The following is a 13,917-nucleotide window of genomic DNA, read 5'->3' as shown; positions in this document are numbered from 1 at the left end:
TTAAAACTTGGTTGTGTAATCACCGCCATCTTTTGGTTTTAAGTCACCAATAATAATCCGAATTAAGTCTATCAGGGCCCAGATGCCGCAGCCACCTAAAGTTAAAAGCTGCGCAATACCAATACCGGTGTAGCCTAAATAAAAGCGGTGAATACCCAATACACCTACCACGAAGGCCAGCACCGCCGCAATAATCTGGCTTTTACCTTCAGCAGCGGTACCAGCAATATCGTTATTTTTCTTGGCTTCTTTTACAATAGCTTTAACTTGTTTGTTAACTTTTATAGCCGCTTTTGCCTGTGCTACTTTCGACATTTTTTCGGCCTGAACTGGTGCCGTTACTTTGGCCTGGTATAAAGGTTTAGCTTTGGTAAAATCTTTTTTAGAAACAGCAGCTGTTTTCTCGGTGCTGGCAGTCAGGTTTTCCGGTGCTGTTGCGTCTTCCTGGGCTACAGCTACTTCAACAGCAGCAACTTGCTCATCGGCAACGGCCGCTGTAGCTTCTTGTTTAACTTTTTTAGAGCCGTAGCTAGAGCCAGTATTGGTAAAATAAAAGCTTTCTTTCGCACACGACGACAGTAACAAAGTTACGGCAACAAAGAAGGTAGAAATTTTGGTTTTCATAGGTTTTTGGTTTTTAAATTAAGAGATAAGTTAGCGTTTGTTTTTAAGTTATTAGTATAGATAATAGGTTATATAGCGCGCTTAAATATATTAAATTTATTAATTAATATACAAAAATTAATATTAAATATATCATGGTTTAATTACAGCCTTTTTGCCTGCTCAAAATATTATATTCTGGTTTTTACCTTAGCCTTCAGTAGATAATTTACCAACTATGTTGCTACCTGGCATTAGTACATTTAGTCAGAAGGCATTACAAAAATGCGGGTTGATAAATAATATTGCTTGGAAATGTACCTGAAAGGCCGAACCAACTGGTTGAATGACTAAAATAAATAGTTAAAAGCCGATATGAGGAAGGAGCTTTAACAGAATACTGCTTTATAAATTAAGCTGCTAAATAAAAACGTCGGCTAAAAGAAAGTTTAAAGTGCTTTCTTTTAGCCGACGTAAATCTTGAAATTTAAGACGAAACCTGAATTACTATCTTTTTTTGTCGTAACCTAAATTAAACTGCAAGCCCAACGAGGGCACAATGGTTACCCCTTTGTAATTCCGGCTTTGCAAGCCAAATATTTCGTAGTTGCCATAATTCTGGTAGTAAATACTAATAGCCGGAACTACGTAAGCATATTTGTAGCCCAATTTGGCATTTAAAAAAGCTCCGTACGAAGCATAATTCTCTTTGTTCATAAACGGGTTTACTTTTTCAACTACGTTATCGGCATATTTCCGGAACAGTTTGCCGGGCGCAAAGCCATATTTTATAAAGCTGTGGCTGTAAACCAAACCCCACGAAATATTGCCAATCTCTTCTTCTGGCCCCAATGAATGGCTAAAAACCAGCGGTATTAAAATATCCTTACGCGATAGTTCGTAGTTTAATATAGAGCTTAGCGCACTAAGGCCTAGTTTAGAAGGCAAATTAGAGTTCTGACCAGAATATTGTAAACCAATGCTGCCGTAAAGGCCGGTTGGTCCGGGGTTGGCCGGTGTACCGGTAGCGCCTAAAAACTGGTACATGGCATCAAACACGTGCGCCCCGGAAGCATATTTATAACCCACATCTACCCGGGGCACTAAACCATACCGCAGGTAAAACTCAGAAGAGGTACCTACCGGATCTAAAGAGTATGCCAATAAGCCTTCGGTTAAAGGTTGTACATCTTCCAGGTAAAGCGAGTCGCGGTTTTTAATGGCATTAACGGCTGCCCGGGTTACATCGTCTATTTCGGCCAGGGGGGCAGTAGCAATATTAAAGGCCGAGTTGTAGCCTAATTTAAATTTACCCTGGGGTGTTACTTTGCCCGATGCAGTAATGGTGCGCGAGGTAGAACAGCCCGTTACCAATGCTACTAAAACTAGCAAGCCAAACTGGTATAAGTAAATAATTTTTCTCATTTAACTAATAATTTATCAAGTGCTACAAAGAACTTAAAAAGAACGATATAATGGTAATATTCTGAAAACTAACTTAGCAGATATTAGGCCAAAAATAGCCCGAAAGAATAAAGGAAGGATAATATTAATATTGTAAAATTTGTATTAATTTTGCGCGTAATTTAGCCAAGTACCTTTTTATTTAAAACGAAGCGCGCAACCTGCTGGTGCAGGTGCCATTTTATTTTAAACTAAATTGATAGACTTGGTGTTAGCTAATGTAATACTTAAAAAGTTATAATATATATACAACTGTTACTGCCATGAGTCAAGAACCAATGCGTTATTCCCGCGAAGAGTTGATGGAATTTCAGGAAATTATTCAGGAGAAGCTTAATAACGCGAAAAAAGAAGTAGCTTTTATTAAAGAAACATTAAGCCGCCGGAATGATACCGGTACCGATAACACCGCTTCTTCGGCTAAAGTATTAGAAGATGGAGCCGATACGGCTGAAAAGGAAAGTTTAAATCAGTTGGCTTCCCGTCAGTTAAAATTTATTCAGCAGTTAGAGAATGCTTTAATCCGCATCCGGAACGGCAGTTACGGCGTTTGTATTGCTACCGGCAAGCTTATTCCGAAAGAACGTTTACGGGCCGTTCCGCATACCCAGCATTCGATAGAAGCTAAGTTACAACGCCGCGATTAATAACATTTGAATACTTTAAAAAGTAACATACAGGCACTTATTTTTTGTGCCCAGGCACCGGTAGCTATCGAAGATTTACAGAAATGTTTATCGGAGGTAATGCAGTACGAGGTAACCATAAGCGATGTACTGGAAAGTATAGAAGAAATTAACGAACAGCTTGCTGCCGATGATTTCGCTTTCCAGATTTACGCTATTGGTGGCGGCTACCAGTTCCTGACCAAACCCGATTATCAGGATGCGGTTGGGCTGTTTTTAAAGCAGAAATCTAAACGCAAACTTTCGGCTTCTTCGCTCGAAACGTTGGCTATAATTGCTTACAAGCAACCTATTTCAAAATCCGGTATTGAGCAGATTCGTGGCGTTAGCTGCGATTATGCTATTCAGAAGCTCCTGGAGAAAGAGCTTATCCAAATAAAAGGTAAGGCCGAAACCATCGGCCGCCCTATTATTTACGGCACCACCCAAAAGTTCATGGACTACTTTGGCATCAATCACCTGAAAGACCTTCCACAATTAAAAGATTTCGTATCCGAAGAAAACGCTATCGGCGAGATTTCTGAAAACTAATAGTACATCCTGATCCAGTAGCGATACTGCATCCTAATTAATCTAACATGGCATTTAACAAAGAAAAACCGGGTTCAGGCAAGTTTGCCTCCGGCGATAAATTTAAAGGCCGCGCCTCTGGTGCCGGCAACACAAATAATTATTCCCCGCGCCGTTCCAGTACCAGCCCAAATTCCGGCGAAAGCAACGAAAATCGTCCGTCTCGGGGTAATGATGAGCGTCGTCCGTTCCGCGAAGACCGGATGGCAAAGTTTAAAGGCGAAGGCAAAAAAGTATATAACCGCAGCGAACGCTTTACCCGCCCCAATGAGGAAGCGGGCAACCGTACAGGTGGCGAACGCCCCCGCACTTTCGACGACAAACGATCTTCCTTTAAATCAGGACCTAAATTTAGCAAAGGCGCTACTTTTAAAGGAAATAATCGCGCTGAAGGCAATGAGCGTTCAGGTGAGCGGGGAGGCTTTAACCGCGAACGCTCCGAAAGAACAGACCGCCCGGAGAGAAGTGAACGTCCGGAGCGCGGTGAACGCCCGGCGCGCGCCCAAGGATTCTCCAGAAATAATAACGACCGCTCGGAGCGCCCCCGCAATGATGAGCGGCGCAATACGGAAGGTGGCTATGCCGCTCGCAGTGAGCGCCGCCCAGCCGCCCCTGGCAGTCGTCCGGCTTACCCATCTAAACCTTATGGCGGTAAACCAACTGGTGCTAAATCGTACGGCGAGCGGCGCTCAAACCACGACGGCGAGGATAAACCCCGTTATAATAAATTCAAAAGCAACGACGAAAATACCGAAAGGCCTAAGCGCGCGGCTAGTTACGAAAGTGCTCGGCCGGAAAGCCGTAACCGATTTGGTGGTTTTAACCGCGAAGAAAACCGGGGGGAGAACCGTTCTGCGGAGCGGCCGCGGGGCAATACTGCCCGGCCAGAAGGCAACGAACGGCCTTTTAACCGCAGCCGTGGCGAAAATGACCGGTATGCCGGTAAGGAAAACAAAAGAACTTTCCGTTCAGATGCCGACGAAGTAAAAGAAGCACCTAATTACGATTTAAAGCGTTATCAGGCTCGTGAGCGCCAAAGCGAAGAAGAAAAATCGGGTTTAGTACGTTTAAACCGCTACATTGCCAATGCAGGCGTTTGTTCGCGCCGTGAAGCCGATAGCTTAATAGCCGCCGGTGAAATTAAAGTAAACGGTCAGCCGGTTACCGAAATGGGCTACCTGGTTAAGCCCGAAGATACTGTTACCTACGGTAAAAAGCGCCTGAACCGTGAGAAAATGGTTTATGTGATGCTGAACAAACCCAAAGATTTTATTACGACTACCGAAGATCCCGAAGGCCGGAAAACAGTAATGGATTTGGTAGCCACTGCTTCTAAAGAACGTATATTTCCGGTAGGCCGATTAGATAGAAATACTACTGGTTTGTTGTTGTTTACCAACGACGGCGAACTGGCCCAGAAATTAACGCATCCATCTAATAATATTTCAAAAATATATCAGGTAGAGCTGGATAAACCTATTACCCGCGAGCATTTTGAGCTGATAACCAATGGGGTGGAACTGGAAGACGGTAAAGCCGAAGTAGACGATTTAGCTATTATTGGCGATACCAATACCTTCTTAGGTATTCAGATTCATATTGGTAAAAACCGGATTGTGCGCCGCATTTTTGAGCATTTGGGTTACGAAGTAGTATCGCTGGACCGCGTACAATATGCCGGCTTAACAAAAAAAGACGTTCCCCGCGGTAAATGGCGTTTCCTGTCGGAGAAAGAAGTAATCCGGTTAAAGTACTTTTTGTAATTAGCGCTGCGTAAAAGTATTGGGCATGCAGAACCTGGCCATAGATATGGGCAACAGCGCCATTAAATACGCTTTCTTTGCCGGTTCGGCTTTGGAGCGTACTAGCCAGGTGAGCACCCCCGACGAACTGTTGCAACAACCGGAAATAGCGGCCATTGATAATATTATTTTATCGTCGGTGCGAACCGGGGGAGCAGAGTTGGCGGAGCGCTTGGCTTATACGGGTACTTTTATTTCGCTGGACTATACAACGCCGGTGCCGCTGCAAAACCATTACCAAACGCCGCAAACGCTGGGTATGGATCGGTTGGCCGCAGCGGTAGGGGCCAACTACCTTTTTCCGGATTGTGATTGTCTGGTAATTGATGCAGGCACTTGTATTACCTGCGACCTGGTAGATAAAGAAAAAAACTTTCGGGGCGGTAGCATATCGCCGGGTTTGCAGATGAAATTCAGAGCGATGCATACTTTTACCCAAAAGTTGCCGTTAGTTGAACAAACTAATTTGCCAGTGCCTTTGGCCGGCCGAACCACCGTAGAAGCCATGCAAAGTGGCGTTTTAAATGGTACAGTAGCCGAGTTGAACGGATTTATTTCGGCTTATGCCGAAATATGCGACCAATTAGTAGTAGTTCTTTGCGGCGGAGATGCAGCTTTTTTTGAAACTAGCTTAAAAGCACCCATCTTTGCAGTGCCGGAGCTGGTGCTCATTGGGTTAAATAGAATATTAAATTATAATGTATAAAATTACTTCTTTGCTAAGTGGGGTATTGGTGCTGGCTTGCACCCAGCTTGGCTTGGCGCAAAATACCGGTAATTCGCCTTATTCTCAGGTAATGAGTGTGGGTGAGGTAAACGATAACAACGGCAATATTCGCAACTTTGGTATGGGAAACCTGGGCGTAAGTACGCCCAATAGCTTTAGCGTTAATTTCTTAAACCCCGCCCTTTTAATTTACAACAGCCGGGTTACTTTTGAAATGGCGGTAGACGGCAGGGTGGCCAATGTTGCCAACTCGCAAAAATCGCAAACGGTAGGCTCCGCCGGATTAGGTTATTTAACCCTGGCTTTACCTATTAATAAAAACTGGCGTTCGGCGGTTGGGCTGCGCCCGTACAGTGCGGTTAGTTATGGCTCCTACTCAGAAGGCACCGTGCAGAACGACCCGAATAATACGCCGGTACAAACTGGTTTCCAGGGCGAAGGCAATATTTCGGAAGTGTTTTTTGGGAACGGCTTTAAAATATACAAAGGCCTTAGTTTAGGCGTATCGGGCTCTTATTTATTCGGCGTAATCGATCGCAGTTCGTATTCAGTTATTCTGGATGATGCTACTGCCCAGCAACCCGAAAGGTTAGTAAATAATGTACAGTCTAATTATAATGGCCTGATGTTTAAAGGCGGCCTGGCTTACCGGCAATCCTTAAACAAGAAAATAAGCCTGAATCTGGGCGGCTCTTACGTGTTGCAACACGATTTAAATGTAGAAAGCCACACTGTACAAGAACGGCGCGATGTTAATAATGTAGTTATCGGCGATACTAACCCGGTAGGCGATACTATCAGCAGCAAAGTAGGCATGCCCGGGCATATGCTATTAGGATTGAGTTTCGATAATAACAAGTCGTGGGTAGCCGGCGTAGAATATTCAGGGCGCAAATGGTCTGAATATACATCTGAAACCGGGCAAGGAGGCTTAGCCGATAGCTACCGGGTAGCGGTAGGCGGCGAATTTACGCCCGATGCCGGCTCTTTTGATAGTTATTTAAAGCGGGTAAGTTACCGGGCTGGCTTAAGCTACGCCAAAACCCCCATTAACTTACAAGGCACCCAAATAAACAACACTGCCGTACACGCTGGATTTTCTTTCCCAATTGGTTTTCGCCCGCAGCCACCTGAATATAACCAGGCCGCTTTAAATTTTGGTTTTGCTTTTGGTAAAAACGGTACCACCGATAATAATTTAATCCGCGAAAATTACTTGCAGTTTAATGTGGGGTTATCGTTGAACAGTTCGTGGTTTGTTAAACCTAAAATTGATTAACCCTGTTTAATGCACTTCGCTCTTTTAAAAAAATATATAACGCTATTTCGGGTAACAGCATGAAACGTTTTGTGCTTTATCTCTGGTTGCTGGTGGCTTTAAGCAGTTTAACTTTTTGCCAGAAAACCGACGATGACTTAAAAAAGAAAGTTGTTTACAAAGGGCCCATTGCGGAAACCCGCGATCTTTTAACCTTATACAGCGATTCGGCTAAACTAAAAATAAAATTAACTTCTCCGCTGCAGTTGCAGTACGAATCGGGCGATGGCGTTTATCCCAAAGGCCTTGATTTGGTGTTCTTCGACGAAAAAGGCAACGTTAATAATACCCTGCGGGCTAATTACGGCAAGTACCTTCGGCAGAAAGATATGTATATTATCCGGGGCAATGTAATATTGCACAACCCCAACAAAAGCGAAACCCTTCGCACCGAAGAATTGCAGTGGGACCGGCAAACCCGAAAAATATTCACCGATAAGTTTGTAACCATTCAAACCAAAGATGATATTCTGAAAGGGTACGGCATGACCTCTAATCAGGATTTCTCGAACCCAATAATTTTAAAGCCAACCGGCATTATTTCTTTACAACAATAAGCATGAAACTAAGTAGCGTGATTTTAATGGCAATAGCCGTAGTTTTCACCGTTATTGGTATTCACCGGGTAATCGTAGAAAATGATATTATTGCCAATTACTGGATATTTATGGTGTCGTTAGGGGCCCTGATGTTATACCGTTATCAGAATCGCAAAAAATAAATTATTTACCAACTTATCCTGATTGCGTAAAATAAAAGCAGTAACATAATGGCTGCATCATTCAGCAAGCCTATATCGGTCCATGATTCACCCGCAGATACCACTTATTCTGACAGCCCTTTTGTTTTCGGCATTTTTTTCGGGTATGGAAATGGCCTTTATGGCCGCCAGCAAGCTGCAACTCGAACTCCAGGAAAAACAAAATTCACTCACCGGGCGCATTATTACCCACTTTTCTACGCGTAAAGCCCGGCTCACGGCCACCCTCTTAATTGGTAATGTGTTTGCGCTGGTGCTTTTTGGCATTGGCATGGCGCGAAGTCTTTATCCGATTTTAACGGCCTACTTACCGGCCTCTTGGCAATATCCGGCAGTTTTTATTATTATTCAAACCCTGGTAACGGCTATATTGGCTTTAACCGTGGCCGAATTTATTCCCCGCAGCCTTTTCATGATTCGGGCCAACACCATGCTGAATGTACTGGCCGTGCCCTTGCTTATAAGTTATTACATTTTATACCCGGTGGTTTTTCTGGTGGTAGGCGCCATCCGGCTGGTGGTGGTTAAACTCCTGAAAATGGAATTTTCGGAAGAAAAGCCCGTTTTTGGCCTAACCGATGTAGATCAGTTTATGAAAAAAAGCCTGTACCAGCACGAAACCGAGAAAGTACCGGAAGTAGACGCGCGTATTTTTCATAATGCGCTGGAGTTTAGAACGGTAAAGGTAAGAGAGTGTATGGTGCCACGCACCGAAATAGAAGCCATTGAAATAAGCGAACCGATTAACGCGCTGCGGCAGGCTTTTGTACAAACCGGGCATTCTAAAATATTGGTTTACCAGGAAACTATTGATAATGTGGTGGGTTATTGTCACCAACTGGCTATGTTTCAGAAACCAACCGATATTTCGTCGATATTAACGCCCATTATAGCGGTACCCGAAACCATGCTGGCCAGCGAATTATTCGTGAAATTTGTGGCCGAGCACCGGAGCATAGCGTTGGTGGTTGATGAATTTGGCGGAACTTCGGGGTTAGTTACTACCGAAGATTTATTGGAAGAAATTATTGGCGAAATAAACGATGAGTTCGACGAAGAATCGCTGCTGGAACAGGAACTGCAACCAGGCATATATTTATTTAGTGCCCGGCAGGAGATCGATTATCTGAACGATAAATATAATTTGGCTTTGCCTGTTGGTGATTACGAAACCCTGGGCGGGCTGATTTTGGAGATGCACGGCGACATTCCCAACGAAGGTACCATTATTCAGGCGCCGCCGTTTACCATTACGGTTTTGTCGATGGATGAAAACCGGATAAATACGGTACAACTGGTGCGACAGGCAGAGTTAACGGCAGAAGATTAATTTAATTTCAAAAATTTACATCTAAGTAATTACTTAATCAGAAATTAATTCTTCTGACGGGAACGATCTAAAGGCATATACGCTTCAAATATTTAGAACAGAACTATTTCCGGTAAGCTGAATTTTGAATTTAAGCGATATTCTCCTTATTTTGCATTTCTTTATTTACACATACAAATGGCTTTAATTAATAACATTAGAAAGAAATCTGGATTAGCAGTGGGCATTATTGCTATGGCGTTGCTAAGTTTTATGGTTTTGGGCGACTTACTGGGCCCAAATTCCCGGTTGCTGGGTGGTAACGATAACGTAGTTGGCGAAATTGCCGGCGAAGAAATTACTATTCAGGAATTTGAAGAAGCTTTAGCAGGCGTCAAACAAAATTATGCCGCCCAAACCGGCCGTCAGCCCGGCGAAGAAGAATTAGCTTCGTTGCGCGAGCAAACCTGGGGACAGCTAATTTTAAAAACTGCTTACCAAAAAGAATTTGATCGTTTAGGTATTACTGTTTCCGACGAAGAACTCGTGGATATGGTACAAGGTAATAATATTCACCCGGTTATTAAGCAAACCTTTGTAAACCAGCAAACCGGTCAGTTCGATCGCTCGCTGGTAGTAAAATACCTCCGCGATGATTTACCAAAAGCGCCGGTAGAGCAACAAGCTGCCTGGTATAACTTCGAGAACAACTTAGGCCCGGAGCGGCAGTTAACCAAATACAACAACCTGATTAAACTATCGCACTACATTACCACCGCCGAAGCCAAACGTTACCAGGCAGAGCAAACAGATAAGGCTAATGTTAAATATTTATTTGTGCCTTTCTTCAGCATTCCGGATTCTGCCATTAAAGTAACCGATAGCCAATTGCAGGCCTACCTCGATGAAAATAAAGAAAAATATAAAGTAGAAGAAAGCCGCAGCATCGAGTACATTACCATTCCGGTAAAGCCATCCGGCGAAGACAGTGCGGCTGTGCAGCAAGATATTAACGCGGTAGTACAACAATTTGCCGCTACCGAAAACGACTCGTTGTTTGTAAAAGCTAACTCGGATGCGCCGTACAATGGCAACTGGGTAAATGCCGGTTCATTGCCCGAGCAATTAAAAGGACAAGCCCTGGAGCAAGGTAAAATTTACGGACCATATAACGAAGGCGGTATTTTTATTATACACAAAGTAACCGGTGTAAAAGATGGTGGTGCAGCTTCGGCCCGCGCCAGCCACATTCTGATTAAACCAGAAAACGATACCCCGGAAGCCAAAGCAGCTGCCAAAACTAAAGCGCAGGATATTTTAAATAAAATTAAAGGCGGTGCCGATTTTGCTCAAATGGCAGCTCAAAATGGCCAGGATGGTACAGCCGCTTCCGGCGGTGATTTAGGTTTCTTCTCCGAAGGAGCCATGGTACCTCCTTTCGAAAAAGCGGTTTTTGGCGCTACCGCTGCGGGCTTACTGCCTAACCTGGTAGAAACCGATTTTGGTTACCATGTTGTAAAAGTTACTGCTCCTAAAACTACCCGTAACTACCAGGTTGCTACGGTTATTCGTTCTATCTCTTCCAGCGATGCTACCCGCGACGCTGCTTTCCGGAAAGCCGATGAACTGGCCAGCACTGTTAAAAGCTTAGAAGACTTGCGGCAACGCGCTATTCAGGATAAAACTTTAGCCAGAACCGAAGCTAAAAATATCCGGGTTGGCGACCGCGCGGTAAATAATTTAACCAATGCCCGCGAATTAGTACGTTGGGCCTTTAACGACAAAACCAACGTAGGTGAAGTTTCGCCGGTATTTGAAATTGGTGATCAATTTGTGGTAGCAGCTTTATCAGCCGAAACCGAGAAAGGTTATGCTAAAGTAGCCGACATTCGCGAAGAACTAACCGCCGCTGTACGCAACGAAGAAAAAGCCAAGCAAATTATTGCTAAACTAAGCAAGCTGCAAGGACCGTTAGAGCAAATGGCTACTAAATATGGTTCTGAAGCGGTGGTTCGTTCGGCTAATGGCGTAACCTTTGCTTCCGGCACCATCGAAGGTTTAGGTTATGACCCAATTGCTACCGGCAAAGTTTTCGGCTTAAAACAAGGTGCTCGTTCTAAGCCGTTTGAAGGCCAGAACGGCGTAGTAGTAGCCGAATTAACCAATATCGAGAAAATTAACTTCTCAGGCGATATGTCGGGCGTGAAGAAAAATATTGAAATGAGCCGTTCCGGTCGGGCCGAAGGTAGTGCGTACCAACTCATCCGGGAAAAATCTGATATTAAAGACGAGCGGGTTAAGTTCTTCTAATATTCTTAACTATTAAACAAAAGAGCTGCCTGGTAACCAGGCAGCTCTTTTGTTTTTAAGGGCTCTAATATTTAGGCAGTTTATAACGAGGTAGCAATTTGCCCGAATGGGGCGCTTGATTAAGTTTAATAATAGCTGGGCAATTAAACGAAACAGATTTAAGCAGTTGCTATTAAAATAAAAATCAAATTGCAATGGTTTGGATGTGACTAAAACTGAGCAAAATCCGTTATATTGAACATACTATTTTCCTGGTTTGTGTTCCGGTATCTGATACTATCCCGCATGATGAAGTTTTTCTTATCTCTCCGAATACTTGTTTTGGGCGCTTTGCTGTTGCTGGTGGGGCAGGGTGCTTTTGCCCAGGCCGATGAAATTGCTTTGGCAAAAGAATATTTCCGGAAGCAGGAGTATGAAAAAGCCGAAAGTATTTTTGAAAAGTTAAGCCGCAACGACCAGGTTTTTGCTACTATTTACCCCGAGTACCTGAAAACGACTTTGGCCCTCCGCAAATACAAAGACGCCGAGAAGCTGGTAAAAAAAGCCATTAAGAAAAGCCCCGACCAGGTAAATTACCAGGTAGATTTGGGCTTGGTGTACCAAGCGGCAGGCAACGAAGCTAATGCCGCTAAATATTTTAATAAGTTAATAGATGGCGTAAATAACAACGCTTTACTGGCCATGGCCAATGCCTTTGAGCAAAATAATTTATTGGAATACGCCGAGAAAACTTACCTGCAAGGCCGCAAGCTGTCGAAAAACGAATCGGAATTTACCGGCCAGTTAATGCAATTATACTCTTACCAGCGGCAATCGGAGAAGCTGATTAACGAAATATTAAACCTGGTAAAGGTAAACCCTAACCAATTGCTGCTGGCGCAAAATATGCTGCAAAACAGCCTGAAAGAAGAAAAAGAATTTGAGGCTTTAGAAAAATCGCTTATTTCTAATTTGCAGAAATATCCTGACCAGGTAGCTTACAGCGAAATGCTGATTTGGTTATATATTCAGCGGAAAGACTTTTTTAGTGCCTTGATGCAGGCTCGTTCTTTAGATAAACGTACCAAGGGCGGCGGTGGCCGGGTAATGGAACTAGGCGCAATCAGCCTGAAAAACAAAGATTACGAGAGTGCCATTGAAGCTTACGATTATATTACCAAAGAATACCGCACAGGTCCGTTTTACGAAATAGCCCGGGAACGCGCCATTAAAGCCCGCGAAGAACAGGTGCGGAATACCTACCCAGTAGATTTAACCAAAATAAAAATATTGGTAGGCGAATACGAGAGCCTGCTGAATGAGTTAGGAAAAGGCGCGCGTACCGTTGAGATTATGAAAAATATGGCGGGCTTGTACGCTTTTTACCTCGATGATAAAGAGAAAGCCTCCACCATGCTGGAAGAGGTCATTAACACGCCCCGCGCTAACCCGGATATTGTGGCCGATGCTAAAATAACCCTAGGCGATATATTCTTGTTAAAAAGCGAGCCTTGGGAAGCTACTTTGCTGTACTCGCAGGTAGAAAAAACGCATAAAGATATGCAGTTGGGGCACGAAGCTAAACTGCGCAACGCTAAACTAAGCTACTACAAAGGCGATTTTGAATTAGCCCAGGAGCACCTCGATATTTTAAAGTTGGCCACCAGTCGTGAAATAGCTAACGATGCCATGGATTTAAGCTTACTCATAACCGATAATACCGGCCTCGATTCTTCTACTACGGCCTTAACGGAATACGCGGCCACCGAACTGCTCATATTTCAGAATAAGCAAGAAGAAGCCCAAGCCAAACTAGACCAGATGCTGCGGAAATACCAGGACCATAGCCTCACCGATGAGATTTATTTCTTAAAGGCTAATATTTACCTCAAAGCCGGCGATTTTCAGCGGGCGGTAACTAATCTGGGTCAGATAGTAGGCAACCCGCAGTACGATATTTTAAGCGACGATGCACTTTTTCTGTTAGCCAAAATTTACGAAGAGAACCTGAACGATAAAGAAAAGGCCAAAGAACTGTATAATTCGCTGTTGGTTAAATATCCTGGCAGTATCTTCACCGTAGATGCCCGCAAGCGTTTCCGGAAGCTTCGCGGCGACGTAATAAATTAAGAGTTAACCGCCTGAATATTCCTTTAAATAAAAACTGTTTAGTATTTCTGTTTCGAATAGATGCTAACGCCATTGCTGTTGAAAACACCATGTAGGCTAAGCGCAACATTGTATTGCCCGGGTGCTTTAGCCCCGGGTTTTAAGAAAATATTCCATACCCCTGACTGAAATCAGGGGCAAATCAAAGTCAGGCGATTGGGAAAAGGTGGCTGTAGTGGTTCTTTTTCTCTTAGCCTGCATGCCTATGGTGTTATCACCG

At 43.8% G+C, this 13,917-nt stretch carries 12 protein-coding genes; 10 read left to right on the top strand and 2 right to left on the bottom strand.

The genetic code is table 11. The features are described 5' to 3' along the window. Nucleotides 1-624, bottom strand: a complete 624-nt coding sequence (locus F0145_RS26570; RefSeq protein ID WP_223815976.1) for a TM2 domain-containing protein — start codon at nucleotides 622-624, stop codon at nucleotides 1-3. A gap of 486 nt (nucleotides 625-1,110) precedes the next feature. Beyond that, complete coding sequence (locus F0145_RS10955) at nucleotides 1,111-2,028, bottom strand: hypothetical protein (RefSeq protein ID WP_150088452.1); 918 nt, start codon at nucleotides 2,026-2,028, stop codon at nucleotides 1,111-1,113. Between the two features lie 302 nt (nucleotides 2,029-2,330). Between F0145_RS10955 and F0145_RS10950 the strand changes: the two genes are divergently transcribed. The 10 genes from F0145_RS10950 (at nucleotide 2,331) to F0145_RS10910 (ending at nucleotide 13,658) form a co-directional block, all read left to right on the top strand. Then, complete coding sequence (locus F0145_RS10950) at nucleotides 2,331-2,714, top strand: TraR/DksA family transcriptional regulator (RefSeq protein ID WP_146897504.1); 384 nt, start codon at nucleotides 2,331-2,333, stop codon at nucleotides 2,712-2,714. A gap of 6 nt (nucleotides 2,715-2,720) precedes the next feature. Further along, nucleotides 2,721-3,284, top strand: a complete 564-nt coding sequence (gene scpB, locus F0145_RS10945; protein ID WP_150088451.1) for an SMC-Scp complex subunit ScpB — start codon at nucleotides 2,721-2,723, stop codon at nucleotides 3,282-3,284. Between the two features lie 47 nt (nucleotides 3,285-3,331). Continuing rightward, nucleotides 3,332-5,086, top strand: coding sequence for a pseudouridine synthase (locus F0145_RS10940; RefSeq protein WP_223815975.1), 1,755 nt, complete (start codon nucleotides 3,332-3,334; stop codon nucleotides 5,084-5,086). A gap of 25 nt (nucleotides 5,087-5,111) precedes the next feature. Next, the gene (locus tag F0145_RS10935; protein WP_150088450.1) at nucleotides 5,112-5,831 is read left to right on the top strand and encodes a type III pantothenate kinase; all 720 of its coding nucleotides are present in this window, start codon (nucleotides 5,112-5,114) and stop codon (nucleotides 5,829-5,831) included. Next, on the top strand, nucleotides 5,824-7,131 hold the full coding sequence (locus F0145_RS10930) for a PorV/PorQ family protein (protein ID WP_150088449.1): 1,308 nt from the start codon (nucleotides 5,824-5,826) through the stop codon (nucleotides 7,129-7,131). The genes F0145_RS10935 and F0145_RS10930 overlap by 8 nt, the downstream gene beginning before the upstream one ends. Before the next feature lie 59 nt (nucleotides 7,132-7,190). Beyond that, the gene (gene lptC / locus F0145_RS10925) at nucleotides 7,191-7,727 is read left to right on the top strand and encodes an LPS export ABC transporter periplasmic protein LptC (protein WP_150088448.1); all 537 of its coding nucleotides are present in this window, start codon (nucleotides 7,191-7,193) and stop codon (nucleotides 7,725-7,727) included. 2 nt (nucleotides 7,728-7,729) lie between these two features. After that, nucleotides 7,730-7,891 (top strand): hypothetical protein, encoded by a 162-nt coding sequence (locus F0145_RS26185; RefSeq protein ID WP_190277525.1) that lies wholly within the window; start codon nucleotides 7,730-7,732, stop codon nucleotides 7,889-7,891. An 82-nt stretch (nucleotides 7,892-7,973) separates the two neighbouring features. Further along, nucleotides 7,974-9,260 carry a hemolysin family protein gene (locus F0145_RS10920; RefSeq protein ID WP_150088447.1) on the top strand — a complete coding sequence of 429 codons (1,287 nt, stop codon included), beginning with the start codon at nucleotides 7,974-7,976 and terminating at the stop codon, nucleotides 9,258-9,260. 177 nt (nucleotides 9,261-9,437) lie between these two features. After that, entirely contained in the window at nucleotides 9,438-11,549 is a 2,112-nt protein-coding gene (locus F0145_RS10915; protein ID WP_150088446.1) for a peptidylprolyl isomerase, read from the top strand. A 285-nt stretch (nucleotides 11,550-11,834) separates the two neighbouring features. Then, entirely contained in the window at nucleotides 11,835-13,658 is a 1,824-nt protein-coding gene (locus tag F0145_RS10910; protein WP_150088445.1) for a tetratricopeptide repeat protein, read from the top strand. Nucleotides 13,659-13,917: the final 259 nt, after the last annotated feature.

The organism is Adhaeribacter rhizoryzae (assembly GCF_008629685.1).
GTDB classification, from domain to species: Bacteria; Bacteroidota; Bacteroidia; order Cytophagales; family Hymenobacteraceae; genus Adhaeribacter; species Adhaeribacter rhizoryzae.
The sequence above is the reverse complement of the archived record's forward strand: the minus strand, read 5'-3'. Positions and strand labels throughout refer to the sequence as shown.